Annotated in this window: 16 protein-coding genes; all 16 read right to left on the reverse strand. The window is 55.7% G+C overall.

All coding sequences use genetic code 11. The features are described from left to right. Positions 1-23 precede the first annotated feature (23 nt). Complete coding sequence (locus VDP81_RS05265) at positions 24-1184, reverse strand: SIR2 family protein (protein WP_323011746.1); 1161 nt, start codon at positions 1182-1184, stop codon at positions 24-26. Continuing rightward, a complete protein-coding gene (locus VDP81_RS05270) occupies positions 1184-2554 on the reverse strand; it encodes a restriction endonuclease subunit S (RefSeq protein WP_323011747.1) in 1371 nt (456 codons plus the stop codon). Before VDP81_RS05270 ends, VDP81_RS05265 begins: the two co-directional genes overlap by 1 nt. Beyond that, positions 2538-4256, reverse strand: a complete 1719-nt coding sequence (locus VDP81_RS05275; RefSeq protein WP_323011748.1) for a class I SAM-dependent DNA methyltransferase — start codon at positions 4254-4256, stop codon at positions 2538-2540. The genes VDP81_RS05270 and VDP81_RS05275 overlap by 17 nt, the downstream gene beginning before the upstream one ends. A gap of 41 nt (positions 4257-4297) precedes the next feature. Then, complete coding sequence (locus VDP81_RS05280) at positions 4298-6928, reverse strand: S8 family peptidase (RefSeq protein ID WP_323011749.1); 2631 nt, start codon at positions 6926-6928, stop codon at positions 4298-4300. 18 nt (positions 6929-6946) lie between these two features. Further along, positions 6947-7960, reverse strand: coding sequence for an ATP-binding protein (locus VDP81_RS05285; RefSeq protein ID WP_323011750.1), 1014 nt, complete (start codon positions 7958-7960; stop codon positions 6947-6949). Positions 7961-8022: 62 nt separating this feature from the next. After that, positions 8023-9015 (reverse strand): restriction endonuclease, encoded by a 993-nt coding sequence (locus tag VDP81_RS05290; RefSeq protein WP_323011751.1) that lies wholly within the window; start codon positions 9013-9015, stop codon positions 8023-8025. A gap of 26 nt (positions 9016-9041) precedes the next feature. Next, positions 9042-9365: a helix-turn-helix domain-containing protein gene (locus VDP81_RS05295; RefSeq protein WP_323011752.1), complete on the reverse strand. Its 324-nt coding sequence runs from the start codon at positions 9363-9365 to the stop codon at positions 9042-9044. Positions 9366-9432: 67 nt separating this feature from the next. Beyond that, complete coding sequence (locus VDP81_RS05300) at positions 9433-10317, reverse strand: hypothetical protein (protein ID WP_323011753.1); 885 nt, start codon at positions 10315-10317, stop codon at positions 9433-9435. Positions 10318-10477: 160 nt separating this feature from the next. Then, a complete protein-coding gene (locus VDP81_RS05305) occupies positions 10478-11269 on the reverse strand; it encodes a hypothetical protein (RefSeq protein ID WP_323011754.1) in 792 nt (263 codons plus the stop codon). Between the two features lies 1 nt (position 11270). After that, on the reverse strand, positions 11271-11468 hold the full coding sequence (locus VDP81_RS05310; protein WP_323011755.1) for a helix-turn-helix transcriptional regulator: 198 nt from the start codon (positions 11466-11468) through the stop codon (positions 11271-11273). Positions 11469-11600: 132 nt separating this feature from the next. Further along, the gene (locus tag VDP81_RS05315; RefSeq protein ID WP_323011756.1) at positions 11601-12452 is read right to left on the reverse strand and encodes a hypothetical protein; all 852 of its coding nucleotides are present in this window, start codon (positions 12450-12452) and stop codon (positions 11601-11603) included. Continuing rightward, positions 12449-13618 carry a tyrosine-type recombinase/integrase gene (locus tag VDP81_RS05320; RefSeq protein ID WP_323011757.1) on the reverse strand — a complete coding sequence of 390 codons (1170 nt, stop codon included), beginning with the start codon at positions 13616-13618 and terminating at the stop codon, positions 12449-12451. Before VDP81_RS05320 ends, VDP81_RS05315 begins: the two co-directional genes overlap by 4 nt. 219 nt (positions 13619-13837) lie before the next feature. Next, a complete protein-coding gene (gene ychF, locus VDP81_RS05325) occupies positions 13838-14929 on the reverse strand; it encodes a redox-regulated ATPase YchF (protein WP_323011758.1) in 1092 nt (363 codons plus the stop codon). A 98-nt stretch (positions 14930-15027) separates the two neighbouring features. After that, on the reverse strand, positions 15028-15825 hold the full coding sequence (locus VDP81_RS05330) for a type II CAAX prenyl endopeptidase Rce1 family protein (protein WP_323011759.1): 798 nt from the start codon (positions 15823-15825) through the stop codon (positions 15028-15030). A gap of 132 nt (positions 15826-15957) precedes the next feature. Further along, on the reverse strand, positions 15958-16560 hold the full coding sequence (gene pth, locus VDP81_RS05335; RefSeq protein WP_322996676.1) for an aminoacyl-tRNA hydrolase: 603 nt from the start codon (positions 16558-16560) through the stop codon (positions 15958-15960). A 181-nt stretch (positions 16561-16741) separates the two neighbouring features. Further along, complete coding sequence (locus VDP81_RS05340; RefSeq protein ID WP_323011760.1) at positions 16742-17347, reverse strand: 50S ribosomal protein L25/general stress protein Ctc; 606 nt, start codon at positions 17345-17347, stop codon at positions 16742-16744. Between the last annotated feature and the right edge of the window lie 29 nt (positions 17348-17376).

Raw genomic sequence — 17376 nt, forward strand, 5'->3', positions numbered from 1 at the left:
GGGAAAACCTATGTTTGAGTGACTCATTCAAATACCACTTGCCGGCGCGACACAGCAATAGCAAGCCTCAAAATTTGTTCCAACAAACTGTGATCATGGCTTCCATCGTCAGCAACAGATGTTGAATACCATATAGGCCGAATCTTCAGTTGTAGTAATCGAGCCTCTTTTTGAGCTCGCTCTTGCGGTGTAGCCGGCTCATTGAGTAGGGCGAAGTGATCAGGTATTTCGAATGCAGCCTCATCAACGACTGATTTGAACAGATCAAGAGTCTTGTCCTGCTCCAAACTGCAACCTAGGAACAACAAGGAATGGCTGATGAAAATCTGTCGCAGTGCCCGTGGCAACTGATTTTGGAATGAAAAAGGCTCGCCGTAGGCAATCCGGTATTGCTCTTGTGTAAAGACATATGTGTTATCTTGGCGCGCGTCACCATGCAGCTTTAAGATGCAGCGCTCACCGCGCAGCAAACGCTGAACGAAAGCATTGCCAGGCTGCATTCCATACATATACCCATCCAACGCCTGGCCACGCTGTTGGAAAAGATCTTCGATCATTGAGTCGAAGTTGGTCGTGACGATACAACCTTGTGCCAATTCGGGTAGTAAAAGAACTGGTCCTGCAATTGCGCCCGCCCGCTGACGGAATTCCGTTTTTATGAAGTGTTTCACCTGATCTGCCGCTGCTTCGTATAGCAGCTGTGCAGCTTGCAGATAATCATATTGCGCCATCAAAGGCTCAATATCTTGGACCCCCACGCCATTAATCTTTTGCGCTATTTTGCGTAGAGCTTCACCCCACATCGGGTAGCCACACGCTTTTGATATACCTGCTCCTACAAAGGGTGAAATTCGCGCTAAGCGAACGGCATCTACCAGATCGAGGAACACAGCCACCTGATCCGAATGCTTAATGAAGCGTATTGCAGCGTCATGCTGACTGATCTGACAACTGCCTTCCCACTGATCAAGTTCGTCGAGATAAGCATCCCGATCTGTCCAGTACAACACCTCGCTGATTGGGTAGGCATATTGATGCTCGGGGTCTTTCAAACTCCTGAACGCAAGAGGCTCCGCTTCATCCAAGACGGCATTGAAGTCCCCGTTGGATGAGTACGCCGCCTGCAAAGCTTCCTCGATCTTGTCGACGATAAGTTTGTTCTCACGGAGCTTCTTAATGTCCATCAGATGGCTCCAGTGGTATCAGCAAGCCCAACTATTTTGCCGATAGCTAGCTCCCCTGAAAGCAGTTTTGGAAGGAGGGCGTCGCGGAGGTCGGCCAATTTCCCTGACTGCAATCGCAGGGAAATAACTTGATTAAATATAGGGGAAATATTTTCTGAAGCAGCTCTCATCACATCAGGCTTGGGAACTGCAGTTTTTGCATCCGATAAATGCTTGCGTTGAATATGTCCCATAGTTGTGGCTTTATCTGCTGCTATTTCACGGAACTGCGGCAAATAGTGCTTTGTGGCGAAGTAGTAGAACCACTTCGGCACGCTTTCCGATGTGATTTTGAACAGGTGTTGATTGAGTGCTCCCACTCCACCCGTCCATACGTCCACCTCCAATGAACCAGACCACGAAAACAAAACATCTCCATCTTGCACGATGTATTCGGGTTTAATGTTTTTTGAGGCACGATCTGCTCCGCTCGCATATCCAGCGCGCAACTGAGCAATCTTTATAACTGACAAGTATTCATCTTCACTTTCAGGGGGGAATTTTTGCAATGCAAGCCCATTCAAATAGGAAGCTATTTGATCTAGCGATTTTTCCTCCCACCCCTGCGGAATCTCCCCTAACTCCGACTCTTCCATTGTCTCGGGAAAAAGCGCGGCAGTGGTAGCGAGTTGATCGTGTTGCTCGCGGGGTATCTGGTCAAGTTCGGCATCGGTTTTGCCGCTAATGGCGCACATGGCGGCGCGCAGCGGGTCTTGGCCTTGTTCGATGGCAGCCATCTTGGCCTTGACCGGGTCAAAGTCGACAAACCAAGATTTGAAGATGACTTTCGCCATGGCTTCGAGGGTTTGGTTGATGTGGCGATTGAGGTCGATCTTCGAATCAAGCGAACCAAGTGCTTTCGCAATACTCGTTTCCGCCTGATCATGGCGTGGAATCTCAATTTTTTCTAGGACAGGTATGCGAATATTGCTGACCGTTGAGCCTGTTCCCTCATTCCATCGGATCTGGTTCTGAACGAATGGGGACTGAAGCGCATAAAGTAAGTAGTCCGCATCAACATCAGCTTTGGGTCGTAGCAGTACTTGTCGTTGCCCGAGGCAGCACGTCAATCCTTCTGGAATTTTGCAGACTTCTCCCATAGGGGCTTCGCGAGTGATCACAATGTCGCCGGGCTGAGGAGCCATACGTCGAATGCGTTGTTTGAAGTGCTCCCCGTCGGTAAAACTCGGCTCGGAAAGATCTAGCCTGCCATCCTTAATGTTTTTATTTCGCAGTACGACATAGCCGGATTTTGACCAAACAGGTGTGGAATGCGGGCAATCAATGACAGCCTCGCACATTGATGCTAGCGATTCAGTCTTCAACGACATAACCCAGCCCTGCCAAATTCTTCTTGATCTCTGCCTCCAGCTTCGCACTCTCCGTAAACTGCTCGGCCAGTTGCGCGGTCAGCCGCTGCATCTTTTCGGCAAAGGGCTCGCCGTCATCTTCTTGCTCCTCTGCTCCCACATAGCGCCCCGGCGTGAGCACATGCTCGTGCTTGCGCACGTCTTTCAGCGTGGCGGAGTAGCAGAAGCCCGGTACATCTTCATACCTCTCGCCCTGCTGCCAAGCATGGAAAGTATCGGCGATTTTCTGGATGTTGTCCGAGGTGAAATCGCGTAGTACGCGGTCTTTCATGTAGCCCAACTGGCGGGCGTCGATAAACAGGAGCTCACCGCGCCGGTCGCGCTTCTTCTTGTCCAGCGCGAAGCCGTTCTGCTTGTCGCGGGTCAAAAACCAGATGCAGGCTGGGATCTGGGTATTGGTGAACAGCTGGCCGGGTAGTGCAACCATGCATTCCACATAGTCGTCCTCGATTAGCCGCTTGCGGATTTCGCCTTCGTTGTTGGTGTTGGAGCTCATGGAGCCATTAGCCAGCAGCAATGCCATGCTGCCGGTGGGCGCCAGATGCCAGAACATGTGCTGCAACCAGGCAAAGTTAGCGTTGCTTGGCGGCGGCGTGCCGGCGATCCAGCGCGGGTCGGCTGCCAATTTTTCGTTCCACCATTCCTTCATGTTGAAGGGTGGATTGGCCATGACGAAGTCAGCACGCAAATCCGGATGTAGGTCGTCGAGTAAAGTGTCCGCCGGGCCGCTGCCGAAGTTGAAGTCGATGCCGCGAATGGCCATGTTCATGGCGGCCAACCGCCAGGTGGTGGGGTTGCTCTCCTGGCCGTAGACGCTGATATCGCGTTTGCCGTTCTTGATCTGCCCAGTGTGGCGTTCGACAAATTCCTCGCTCTGCACGAAGAAACCGCCAGAGCCCATGGCGGGGTCATAGACACGACCCTTGAACGGTTGGAGCATTTCCACGATCAGGGTGACGATGCTCTTGGGCGTGTAATACTGGCCACCCTTCTTACCTTCAGCCAGGGCGAACTGGCCGAGGAAGTATTCGTAGACGTGGCCGAGGATGTCCTTGGATTTCAGGTCCAGCAGCTGGCCTTTGTATTCCTTGGCACTGAAGTCTGTATCCGAGAAGTGGCTGATCAGCCCGGCCAGCTTGCTGGAGTCGAGCTGCACGCGGGCGAAGTCCTTGTTGAGCACATTCTTCAGACGGATGTTCTCGCGCTCGACAGCTTCCATGGCATTGTCGATCAACCAGCCGACCGAGCGCATTTCCTCCGACTCGTCCTTGCCCGGTTTATTCCAAGGCAGAGCTGCCTTGGGCGGCAGTTGCGCGCAATCGCGTAGGGTTTGCCAGCGTGCTTCCACCGGCACCCAGAACACGTTCTTCTCGGTGTAGTAGTCGCGGACTTCCAGCTCGGCGGCGATGTTCTCTTCGTACTCCTGCGTGCCCGCGCCACCGTATTCGTCCGGGTCCATGTAGTAGTCATGGTCTGGATCGGTGAACTGTTCGCGCAGTTCGCGTTGCCGTTCTTCGAAGGCATCGGAAATGTATTTGAGGAAGATCAGCCCGAGCACGATGTGCTTGTACACGGCTGCATCAAGGTTGGATCGCAACTTGTCGGCAGCGGTCCAGAGCTTTCTTTCCAAGTCGTTGAAGAATTGTTGTTCTATGGGTTTCATGTACAAATGCCTTGTTCTATATGTTTCATACCATTATGCGATCATCGCCCTACGCCCGGTGCAATACGCACCGGCTGCTTGATACGGGCGCGGACTTGCTGATAGATCGGAATGTCTTCCTTCGCTTCCAACGTCACAGCGAGCCCGTAGGGAATGACAGCATCGAGGCGTGCAGTTGCGTCCTTTTTGCAGGTGACGCGAATGCGCAAGGTCTCGCCATCCTCGAAGGCCTGGATCTGCTTCTTGCCTTCGAGCACTTCATGCTGCACGGTGCCACGCTCCACCTGCCGCCAGTCTCCGTCTTGGCGCTCTAGACCCAGAGTTTGGTTTGCCCAATTCCCCCCGCCGGGCTCTAGCGTCAGTTTGGCCTCCCGGAGATTGCGATGGTCCGGATTGATCGGTGTCAGCCAAGCCAAGGTCACGATTAGCCGCCGCCAAATCTTTTGGGAAGAGAATCCGGGAGGGATAGGGAAGGCATACTCATGCACCTCGTTTTCTCGTATCTCTCCGCAGCCGAGAACGGTTGCTCGCTGGGCAGTACATGTCAGCACACGCTCGATATCCACGGCTCCATAGCCAAGGTAGCGCGTGATGACTCGTTTGAACTGACGAGAGTTGCGCGCATCTTTCAGCGCTTGTTCGATGTGTTGCTTGCCAGCGTCGTCTTGCTTAGCGCCATGTACCAGTAGCGCCTTCATCAGCACCGACATCAACGTCTCGGGAATATCCTCCCCCTCCTCGTTACGTAGTCTGTCCAGCATGTCGTACAGCCGCACCGCACCTCGTGTGGCTAGGGCCGTCGCATTGCTGGTGCCACGCCAGAAAGCTACTTTGTTCAAAACGCCTTGCTGCTCGCTGTCCAGTGCGACCTTTTGGCCTGGCGCACCGATGGAGTTGTTGACACTGTATTGGGTAGAACCATTCAGCACAGGGGCATTGTAGAGTTGCCGACCTCCGGGCATGAGGATGTCAGGCTTTATGGAGCGTTTAAAACCAAAGCCCAGGCGGGTGGCAGGGCTGAGCAGTGTTGGTGAAGGCAGCACATCGACACGCTGGCCAAATTGCGGATATGCATCTCCAGAATCATCGGCGTGAGCAGCTCCTACCGTAATGGCGTTCATCGCTTCTGCCGGCGAAAGCAGACGCCGGGAGGTCAGGCTATTTGATATCGCTTTGACGGTGGCGCTTATCTTTTCGACATCAGAAAGAGCGGCGAACTGCTGTTGATTGAGTCCGATATCAATTTCGTCGCAGTAGTTGCCCGCGCTGACGCAGAACAGCACGCGGTGGCGGTAGGCCAACCAGTCAAGCAACCGTGCCCAGGGACTCGGCGTGTGGATAAATTCCCGTGCTGTATCACCAATGGAAAGATTGATGACCTTGACCGTAGGCGCTTGCGCGGGGACGTCGCCAGAGCCTTCGAACATGCGCCGAACGGCAATCTGGATGCGGTCTTCAAAGAAAACTTCATCCGGCACATGTTCATCATGTTCGCGTGTCTGATGGTCAGGCTGCATCACCGGGATGCAATACAGTCTGTGCGGTAGCGGTTCGGACTCGGGATTGCTGCGATCCCCATGAAGAATTAAGGAAGCCATGGCGGTGCCATGCTTACGCTCGCCAGGTTGATAAGTGGCCTCCAAGCCAAAGGTGTCATCAACCAGCAGTCGGTCTTTCAGCGCTTCATGCAATTGCAAGGGAGCGCCATCAAGGAGCGCTGCGACAGGAGGAAGTTCACTGACACTTTCGGGGAACGCAGCCGGCTCTCCCTCGCCCTCCCCAGAAACCGCCAGGCTTTGCCCGGTAGGGCGGAAATACATGATGCCGGCGAATTTGAACAGTTCGATGTCGATATCAGTTCTATCCGCAGCTACTTGATCGAGCAGCGACTGAATGGCGTGAGCAGGCAATTCGGCCTTGACCGCATGGAATGCGATCTGAGGCATATCAAGGAACTCCGAAAGCGTTTGGCCTCCGAGGCCTTCAAGCAATGAACGAATTGCTGCTTCATTATTTCGACGCCTCTCAGCCCTCTTGCGGTAGAAAAGCTCAATTTGAAATCGTATTTTCTCTTCGGGGTTGAGGGGTTCAAGCAGGTCCTGCCAGCGGTCGATCATTCCTGTTTCGACCAATGTCTCCTCAATACCCCAGCGCCTCAACACGTTCAATTGCTCGAAAACGGCTTTCCACTTTGTTTTTCCGTGGGGCAGGCTTTTATTAGCTTTCCATTGCTCCCAAAGTGCGAGAATCTCTTGCATGCCCGCCATGTTGCTCATGGCCAAAAACATGCGACCGCTCAGCGGCTTAACTGCAGGTTGACCGGCAGCATCTCGCTCATGGAAACCATCATCCTCAGCCTCCAGGTCGTCGATTTCCGTCTCTCCTAGCCACTCCAAGCCCGCAGCTTCAACGGCTTGTCGGAAGTCGTCCAGGCGTCCAACGATCTCGATGACCAAGACCATTTCAGGTTCGAGCCCGGCCAGTGCACCAGTCAGGCTGGCCTGATAGCGTGCGAAGTCTTCTTCCAGATGCTCGATCTGTCTTCCAATACGGGCTACTTGGGCATCATGACCGGGCAAATTCTGTTTTCCCGGAGAAAAACCGTTGCCCTTTTCTGGCTGGAGAATTCGCTTTTCAGGAAAAACCAGCAACGGCAAGTACTCATCAGGCATATCTCCCCTCCTTGTGCCTTATTCGTCTGATGCGTCTTTATTGGCAGGTTTCAACCGTTTCTTCCATTGCTCCAGCCTGGAAAAAACGATGGTTTTAGCGTTATCTACTGATTGATCCAATACCGCTCGCCGAACTACCCCCAGGCAGAACTCTTCCACCTCTGAAAAGCTGAGGCCTAAGAGTCGTTTCGCGATGGTCTCAGGTGCCAAGCCAAAATTGACTTTGCCGCGTTCGCTAATCGAGGCGACGAACGCAGTCAACTGTGCGCGTGTGGGAAGGGGGAGTTCCAGTCGAACCTGAAAGCGTCGCCAAACGGCTCTATCCAAGAGTTCTGGGTGATTGCTAGCAGCAACGACAACGACATAATCTGGAAGATCATCGAGTTGAAGCAGCAAAGAACTGACGACACGCTTTATCTCCCCCGTTTCATGAGTGTCACCTCGCTCTTTGCCCAATGTCTCGAATTCGTCAAAGAGCAACACGCAGCGCCGTGTTCGAGCGTAGTCAAGCAAGGCTTTCAAGCGGATAGAAGTTTCACCCAGGTAGCTGCCAATCAACGACTCATAGCGCACAACGATCAGCGGCACCATCAATTCAAATGCCAACGCTTCAGCAACCGATGTTTTACCGTTCCCTGGCGCCCCAGCCAGTAAGATTCGATGCCTTGGGCTCAAGCCGTGAGCATGCAGCAACTCAGCACGATGCTGCTCTTCGACAACTTCTCGTAACTGCCCGCGAATACTCTCACTAAGCACCAAGCTTTCCAGTGAACGCTCTGGTATTAACTCGGCAATCAGATCTTTCGGTGCGATACCCCCTGTCTGGGTTGGTCGCGCCGTTGTCACGGAAGACTGGAACGAGGTTGGTTGATGAGCAGACGCTCGTAATGCCTTTTCCAGACGCTCGGCTAGGATTCGGTGTCCTTTGCCGCGTTCTTCTTGAATCAAGGCTTCGGTCAACTTTCGAAAAGAAGATTGGTCGCCGCTGCTGGCTGCTTTTACCAGGGCGACCAAGGTATCAGCTTGTGCCATATGTATTCACCTTGACGAAGGGTTTAGGTGGCATTTCCGTGCTCATGTCTTTCATTGCCACCTCACGCGGGCCAGTACAGCCGCTTCAGTGGCACGATGCGTTTGGTTTCGGCGTCCGTAGCATCGTAGTGCTCGATCAGGGCACGCACCACATGATCCAGCGTCCACATCGCCAGGGGGATAGATGCCCGGTCTGCTTCGTACTGGGCATCCTTGGTGAAGCCGCCAGTGCTGACATACAGTCCACGATCATCCTTGTGGCGGCCACCAAGGAAGCTACGAATTTCCTGGCTGCCCATCTGCCCCTTGCGGTGTTTGACCTCCACGACGATGCGCGGGTGTTCAAAGCCAAAGCCATCGGGTGAGGCGACGATATCCTTGCCCCGGTCGGAACCGGGTGGCGAGACCTGGGTCTTGTAGCCCATGGCGCGCAGGATGCCGGCGACCAGTTGCTGCATATCGTCCCAGTCGAGTTCGTTGACCTGGTCCTTGATGCGCTCCAATGCCTGGGAGTCAATGTCAGCCAGCGGGTCGGCGATGACTTCTTCGGCTTCATCTTCCGCCGCCGATATCGGTTTACCCTTCAGTGCTGCAAGCACTTCGGCTGCCGCGCCGGACGGCACCTCGAACAGGGTCAAGGTGGAACCCAGGCTGTTTTTTGTACTGGTGCCCAAGCTGTCGCGCGGTAGTTCCTGCGTTTGCCACTGCACCTTGCGCGCCAGCGGCATACCTTGCTCGGCCCACTCCGGATGATGTTCGGCTGGGCCAATGACCTTGCCAATTGAATACAGACGATTGGCTGGTGAATAGGTGATGACCCAATCGCCACTCTGGATGTCGTTGACAAATCGCCAGACCTGGGATGCACCCGACACCACTGTGCCTTGTTTTGCCTGAGGCTCGGCGGACTGATACAGGGTGATTAGCTGCTTGCGCCCGACACCGGGTTTAGCATGGGCCGCTAATTGATTCCAGCCCACAGCGGCCACGCCGCGCTCACGAAAGGCATCGTACAGGCTGCCGCCTTCACCGCGCACCATCCACATCCGTGCCATTGCATTCCTTTTTGTGTTCATAGCCATCAATCCAGCACAACCAAAAATTCGATCGCCAACACGGTGGGCTGAACATCTCGGACATTGCGTTGTAGCGACACCAGTCCATAATCGGCCATCAACCGCAAGGTGCGTGACAGGTTCGACAGTTTGCGTCCGCTCAGTGCTGCCAACTCTGTCAGAGACTTGGGCTGCTTGTCATGGATCAAACGCAGCAGACGACGATTGTCATCCGAGAGCACGGCTGCCAGCGACGCAAATGACGGAAACCAGATACTGGGTGGCTCGCACCAATCGGGAACAGAACACGAACCATTAACTTGACATATGCCGATGACACATCGCTTCATGGCTATCCATTCAGATTGATACAAAACGTTATATTATCATCTTCTGATAACAATGAACAATGGCATCTCAAGGCCCAAGTAGTGTCAATGAACCTCGGCTCGAAACCATCTTCTCTGGCCGGACCAGACGAGGCGCTTCGATCGAAAAAGGCGATAACACGCCTGATGATCTCGCCTGTCCAGCCAGCCCATAATACCGCCGCGTCTTCGCCGACAAGTGACCCAACCCACGACTAACCACATCACCAGCTTGGGTACTCTTAATGTCTGCAGCCCACTGGTGCCGAAAGCAATAAGCAGTCACGGCATGAGGGTGTGTTGGCCACAAACACTTGGCCAGTCGCCGGACTTCCACAGTGAAGTTCCCAGGACGTTCGATTTGCACATTCAGAGGCAGTTCGGCACCATCGCTATTCAGCAGATCCACGATGGCACGCATCAAGGGATGCGGGTCATTGGCTCGATAAGCAATCAACCGATAGGGTTGCCCGTGCCCTTCCTTGACCTTGACGCCATCAACCCTGAAAACGATCAGCTCTTCAGTACTTTCAGTGTGTTGCTCACGCGAGACGACAATACCCGCCTGAAGCTCTGCAGGGCGGCAGCCTGTCAACGCAGCAACCAGCATCGCATAAGCGTATTTCCCGTTTCTTGCACGCACGCAGAGTTGGTCTCGCCAATCGTCTGGCAGACCACGCAGGGCCTGCCGCTTACTGGCGCGTTTTCGGCGCGTCGTAGTAAAGCCTAGTTTTTGCCGGTCGTGATACCCACGAAGCAGACCGCAATGGTTCCGCCAACGACAGAACCACTCAGGATCAGACCTTTCCTCCACACGGCAGCGAGTCTGTGCTTCCAAGAGCAACTGTTGGTGCTGAGTGGCCAGCAGATATCGGACCGCCGCCATCCGCTTGTGATAGCTTGACGAACGCGAGGTCGCCAGTACCATAGTCATCAAATCAGCTCCAGATCTCTGGGCCTTTCGCACCAACCCCAAAGTCAACTTTGCATAATCCATTCGCGTTTTCTTTGACACTGACCCCAAGGGATTCCTGCCTCGGCAAATCTGCTCAAACAAGTCTTGGCACTCACGGACTAAACCGGCTACATCATCCTCAACCCCCGGCATACCGGCCTCTACCAACTGAAGCGCCGGGCTGCAGATACTTTGCCAGATGCAGGGTCATCGGATATGCCGACCTGGGCGGGCTGGGCGATCGGTAGCGTTCCACCATCGCATTGATCACCGATTGGGGATCATGCCGGATTGAACCTTCCTGAATTGCCACCTGGATGGCTCGGTGGACCTCTCCCTGAAACTCAAGCGGAATGCCCGACATATCCACAGATTGTGGATAACTATTTTCCGTTGTCGTTTCAGTTAATAGTTTCTGTTGTTTGTTAGTGTTATGCCGAACTTTTCCTGCAGAGGTATCGATACCATATCCATACCCTTCGGCAGAAGTATCAACCAACCCCGTCAGGACCGCACTGAGCCAGTGTCGCTGCTCCTCCATCAAGCGGCTGCGATAGTCCGTCAGAAATTCGTCCAGCCAGGAAGCCGGAATACGGTTTATCTCCTCCACAGCTCGGCCGCGCAACTTCACACCCATCGTTTGCCGAGCATTATGGTGTTCCCACCAGACGCGTACCCAGACCATGAGGCGTTCATCATCGTAGCGAGCCAGAGCCCTCTCCTGCAGCCGATTGACGACATCCCGCCACTGCTCCTGCGTCCAGCCAAGCTCAGCCCCTGCATGGCGTGGTACGAGCGTATAGACCCCCGTAATGTTGCTCTTCGGCCCAGTCAACAGATGGATGAGCGCAAACTTGTCTTCGGAGGTGCACCCCTCCAGCCGGGGCGCATGCCAAAAGTTTTGGTCATTGATTGTTCGTTGGCGCCCCATTTCAGTCCTCCCGGGACGAAACTGGACGCGCAGCCGCTTGGTTCTCCAGCCATCGATCGATCTCGTGCTCCAGAAATCCGACGGCGCGACCGCCCAGATTGATCGGCTTGGGAAAATCTGTTTGCTGACACAGACGCCATAGGGTCGTACGGCTGAGAGAAATCTTGTTGCAGGCTTCCTGGATACGCAGAATCTTCATGGTGAACCTCGAAACGAATTGAACGTGAGGCCATGATCCATGCGATACGGATAAAAGTCGCGGGCATTAAAGCCGAAGAAATCTCAGCTTTAATGCCCGCACAATTTTTTGCAGCCTAGCCCGAGCGTCTGATTACCGGCGATCCTCCGGAATGAAATTTGGAATCCCCTTCCATTGCTCGCTGACGCAGTTTTGAAGGCTGACCTCGAACCACTCCTCTTCGCCGTGTTCGCCTTCCCAGCCAGACGTCCACCTGACCGCATGCGGCACGGGAGTCGTGCGCAATGCACGCAAGACGGTCATTGCTCGGCTCTTGGTCAAGGACTCCGCAACTCCAGCCATCTCGAACACGGCAGCAAGGCAACGCACAGCGTCCGGCAGATTGGGCTCTGCTTGATGCTTCACCTCATTGCTGCCATTGGCCATCCGAATCGGAGACCATCCCGTCGCATGGCAAATTCGGACGAACTCTCGCGCAGCCCAGTGCTCGGCGTGTAATTTCGCACGCCCTGATGACGATGCTCGCGACAATTTTGCCGAAGCCTTCTCTAGTTCACCCAAAGAATCAGTCTGGATCGTCAATGGTAGGGCTTGAAACGGCCAATCGCCCGAGCAGAGCCTGTCTTCACGATCTTCCTTCTCACTTACACTGGCGTGAGTCCATTGCAACGTCATTTGCTCGCCCAGCGTGCGGATCTCTTTGGGAGCGAGTTCGGCCAGTAAGGCAGCAAGCTGCTGTGATCGGGCTGATATCCTGGCAAACTTGGCCCGAGCATCATCTTGCTCAGATTGCCGTAGCTGCCGATATTGATACTCTTTTGCCAGTCCGAACATGTGTCGGCAAAATCGACCCCGATCACGGAAAACGGCGAGGCCCCTTCTGCGAAGGCGGATTTGTGTCTCTACGGCGATCTGCGCGAATTTTCGCTGCGCCTCGGTCAGTTGGCCCTCATACCCCTCAGGTAAATACGGTAATTTCTTCATTTGTTTTTCCACGCCTCCAAGTGATCCGCCCAATCCTGCATCATCGCTCTACGCTCATCAAAGTAAGTCGCATGGTTGTAGGCGCGGCGCACGTTATTCTGATCCGCATGGGCCAGCTGAGCTTCGATAGCATCCGGCCGGTATCCCATTTCATTCAATCGCGTGCTACCGGTTGTTCGGGTGGCATGCGGGCTATATACCCCGCTCCACCCTAGCACCTTCAAGGCCTGGCGCAAGGAGGCCACCGACATCGGCCCATTACGATTATCCCGGCCCGGGAAAAGGTTTCTGCGGCCGCCTGTCAGCATATGCAGTCCTTTGAGCATTTCCACTGCCTGGTTCGGCAAAGGCACGGTATGAGCTTTCTTGGCCTTCATCCGTCGTGCAGGAATGCTCCAGGTAGCTGCGGCTAGGTCAAACTCGGACCACTCCGCTTCAGCGGCCTCAGAAGGCCGTACCAGTGTCCACCACATCAGTTGCATGCAGTAGTTAACCTGAAAAGTGCAGCGGTGATTGTCAAAATCGCGCAGCAGCTTGCCGATCTGCTCGACCGTCAGCGCCGTTTTGTGCTGGGTTTTATTGACCGGGATTGCCTTGCGCACTGGCCAGACAGGATCCGTATCTGCACGCAAGGTCGCCACAGCGAACTCAAATACAGCCGACATTGTCCGCCGCGCCTCGGCCGCCACCGAGGGCGCTCCACGTTTCACTGTGGCCTGCAGAATGCCCAGAACATGTGCCGGGGTAACATCGCGCACCGGCATCTTGCCGATACTCGGAAAGACGACGCGCGTCAGCATGTCCAAGCGTCGATCCTTGGTCACATCCTTCCAGTCTTTCGTCTGCAGCCATTCCCTGGCGACTGCTTCAAAGGTATTTTTCGCCTCGCTGGCCCGCCTGACGCGGTCGAGCTGCCGTTGCTGGGCGGGGTTGATACCCTGCTTCACAAGCTTGCGCGCAGCTTCACAAAGCTCGCGAGCCTGGGATAGCGTCACTTCGGAATAATTGCCCAAGGCATACATGCTGGCCTTGCCACTGAGGGTATAGCGATAGCGCCAAGCCTTTACGCCAGAGGGCTTGACCTCCAGATAGAGACCACGATGGTCATTGAGCCGATACAGCTTGTCCCGAGGCTTGGCATTGCGGCAATGCGCGTCCGTGAGCATGGTGTGCTACCTTTGAAAGCAGGGCAATTTCACCACTGTACTCATATCTTATGCTTACATCAACCACATGTACTCAGTTATGTACTCACAAAGCACTTAGTAACCACAGAAAGACACAGGAACAGATCGAAACCAAAAAACCGCGTATTCACACTGTTTTTCAGACGAATTGATGCTTTCATCTTGCTCCAGGAAACCCCACGGAACCGACTATTCCGTCTAGACGTTAAACAGGAAATTCAGCACATCCCCGTCTTTAACAATATAGTCCTTGCCTTCAGCCCGCATTTTCCCGGCTTCCTTGGCGCCTTGTTCACCCTTATAAGCGATGAAGTCGTCAAAGGCGATGGTCTGGGCGCGGATGAAGCCGCGTTCAAAATCGGTGTGAATGACGCCAGCGGCCTGCGGGGCGGTGGCGCCGACGTGTACCGTCCAGGCGCGGACTTCTTTGACACCGGCAGTGAAGTAGGTCTGCAGGCCCAACAACTGGTAGCTGGCGCGGATGACGCGATCCAGGCCCGGTTCGGTCATGCCCATGTCTTCCAGGAAGACGGTTCTGTCGTCTTCGTCCAGATCGGCGATCTCGGCTTCGATGGCGGCGCACACGGCCACCACGGGAGCGTTTTCGGCGGCGGCGTAGTCCTGCACGACTTTCAGATGAGGGTTGTCCTGGAAACCATCGTCGCGCACGTTGGCGACATACATGGTGCGCTTGGCGGTGATGAAGCAGTAGCCGCGAATCAACGCCTGCTCGTCTTCGTCCAGCCCCAGGCTGCGCACGGATTTACCCGCGTCCAGCGCAGCGACCACGCGCTCCAGCAAGGCGGTTAGCTGGATGGCTTCCTTGTCGCCGGAATTGGCCAGTTTGCGATTTTTCTGCAGGATTTTGTCGGCAGTTGCCAGGTCGGCCAGCGCGAGTTCGGTATTGATGACTTCGATGTCGGAGATCGGATCGATCCGACCGGCGACGTGCACCACGTTTTCGTCCTCGAAGCAGCGCACCACGTGCACAATGGCGTCTGTTTCGCGGATATTGGCCAGGAACTGATTGCCCAGGCCCTCGCCCTTCGAGGCCCCGGCCACCAAGCCGGCGATATCGACGAATTCGACCACGGCGGGCACGACACGCTCGGGTTTGACGATGGTGGACAACTGGGCCAGGCGGGGATCGGGCACCTCGACCACGCCGACATTGGGCTCGATGGTGCAGAAAGGGTAGTTTTCCGCCGCGATGCCAGCCTTGGTCAGGGCGTTAAACAGAGTGGATTTACCGACGTTGGGCAGGCCAACGATGCCGCATTGCAGTGCCATGGGGTTCCTGAAGGAAAATAAGATGAAAAATCAGGACGATATTGTAGCCCGGACCAGGATTTGGCAGGCTGTTTGCTCTGATCCGGGACCGTCCGCTTTCAATACGCCGCCAGTTGGGGGGCAAAGTGCAGCACCAGGCCGATCAGCAGCAAAGGACCGCCATTGAAAATGGCATGCAGCGCCATCGAAGCCCCGATACCGCGCTTCACCCGAATCCAGCCCAACACCAGGCCGGTGACCCACTGCGGCAGCACCAGCAAAGACATCAGCACCAGATTGATGGACGTATGCCGGAAGTTATACAAATGCACCGCAGCAAAGGTCAGGGCGACCACATGAAATAACAGGGGATAGAGTCGGCGCACACGTCGACGCCAGCGCCAGGGCGTCACCCAAGCCGCCTGCCAGCGATAGCCAGCGGGATACCACTGAGGCGCCAGCGCCAGCAGCAAGGCCACCCCGGCCAACAAGATCGGCACAGGCCCCACCCCCTGGACCATGATCATGGCCATGATCGGGACAAACCACAGCAGCATGACAGGCCGCCGCAGCGCAAAACGGAACGTGAGTTCTTCGACGATCGGCGCCCAGATCAGGGCGGTCAGCCAGGGCAGATTATGGATATCCAGGCGGTGTTGCGCCCCGGAGGCCTCGGCGGCGGACAACGCCAGCGGGGCAAAGACAAAAATATTGACCATCCACAGCAGGACCGCCCAGTGCACCAGCCGCCACAATGGCGCGTTCAAGGAAAAATCGACGCGAACGCCCGGCCCCAGGCGGTGCGCACCCAGCCGTGGCCCTGGTTTGGGGTGTACGACAAAACGCAGAAAATCCACGATTTCCTGCCCCATGGTGGGCAGGCCAGCAGGACGATTCAGCAAGGCCGATACAGTCATTGACATCCTCCGACGACAGCCTGTGGCCATCTGGACAAGCCTTCGCGGTGCGGGCTTCTGTGGGCCCGGGCGGTTTCTGGCAAGACATCATGCCACCGACCACGCCCGGGCGGCCACGGGCGATTTCCCGGATCAGGCTTCAGCGCGGTTGCCTTGGTGCAGGCGCTCGGTGACGCGATCGAATGCCCCATCCAGCAGCGCGGGAAGCTCGACCCGGCAACGGCGGATGACTTCGTCGATATCCGGCATCTCCTGTTGACGCGGCGGATGCAGCACAAAATTGACGACGGACTGCGCCAGCCCCAGGCTGCGCGGATGGCCGATGCCAATGCGCAAACGCCAGAATTTCGGCGTCCCCAGCACGGCCTGGATATCGCGCAAGCCATTGTGTCCGGCATGACCGCCGCCGAACTTGAGCTTGACGGCACCGGGCAGCAAATCCAGTTCGTCGTGCAGAACCAGGATTTCCTCGGGCTGCAACTTATAGAATCGCGCCAACGCACCCACCGCCTGGCCGGATTTATTCATGAAGGTAATGGGCTTGGCCAGGATGACCGCCTGCCCAGCATGACGCGCGCGCGCCACCGAGGCAAAGAACGACTTATCCAGCGTAAATCCGGCATGCAGATCATCGGCAAAATGATCGGCCAGCCAAAAGCCTGCGTTATGGCGAGTGGTTTCGTATTCGGGACCGGGATTGCCCAGGCCCACGATGAGACGGATGGGCGTGGTCATCGAAGATAGTCAGGAAAGAATTTGGCGGCCTCCATCATACGACAAAGACCGGCAGGCACAGGCAGCGCGTCGCCCTGCGGATAATAAGCCAATGCCCATGGCTGAAGACAGATTCTGTCACCAGGCACATGGACATTGAAAGGCTTGGTGCCCCAATCAGGCACCAGGCGCAGGCTGAGGATTACTCGGCAGCCGGGGTTTCGGCGGCGTCATCAGCGGCCGCGCCCTTGGGGGCGGCTGCCTGAGCCAGCAGCGGATTGACGTCATCGCCATGCGGCACGAACTTGACACCGATCGGCAGGGTGATGTCGGCCAGATGCACACGCGAATTGCCGATCATATTGCCCAGATTGACTTCGATGAACTGGGGCAGATTGGCCGGCAGGCAGGTGATGCCGAGTTCGGTGGGGCCATGGGTAATGACCTGACCAGCGAGCTTGACGGCAGGGCTTTGATCAGCGTTCAGGTAATGCACGGGGATTTTGGTGTTGACGGCCTGGGAGGCATCAACGCGCTGAAAATCCACATGCAGGACTTGGGCCTTGTAGGGGTGCCATTGCACAGCACGCACCAACACGGGTTCGATCTTGCCGTCCAGGCTCATGTCCAGGATGGAAGCGTGGAATTCTTCCTTGTGCAGGGCATGGTAGATTTCGTTGTGATCGAGCTCGAGGTTGGCGGGGGCGGATTTGCCACCGTAAACGATGGCAGGCACCCGACCGGCGCGGCGCAGGCGGCGGCTCGCACTCGAACCCTGAACGCTACGCGAAGTGGCGGTGAATTTCATGGAAAACTCCGGTATGGGGCCTATGGCCC

Source organism: Castellaniella sp. (genome assembly GCF_034675845.1).
Taxonomy (GTDB): domain Bacteria; phylum Pseudomonadota; class Gammaproteobacteria; order Burkholderiales; family Burkholderiaceae_B; genus Castellaniella.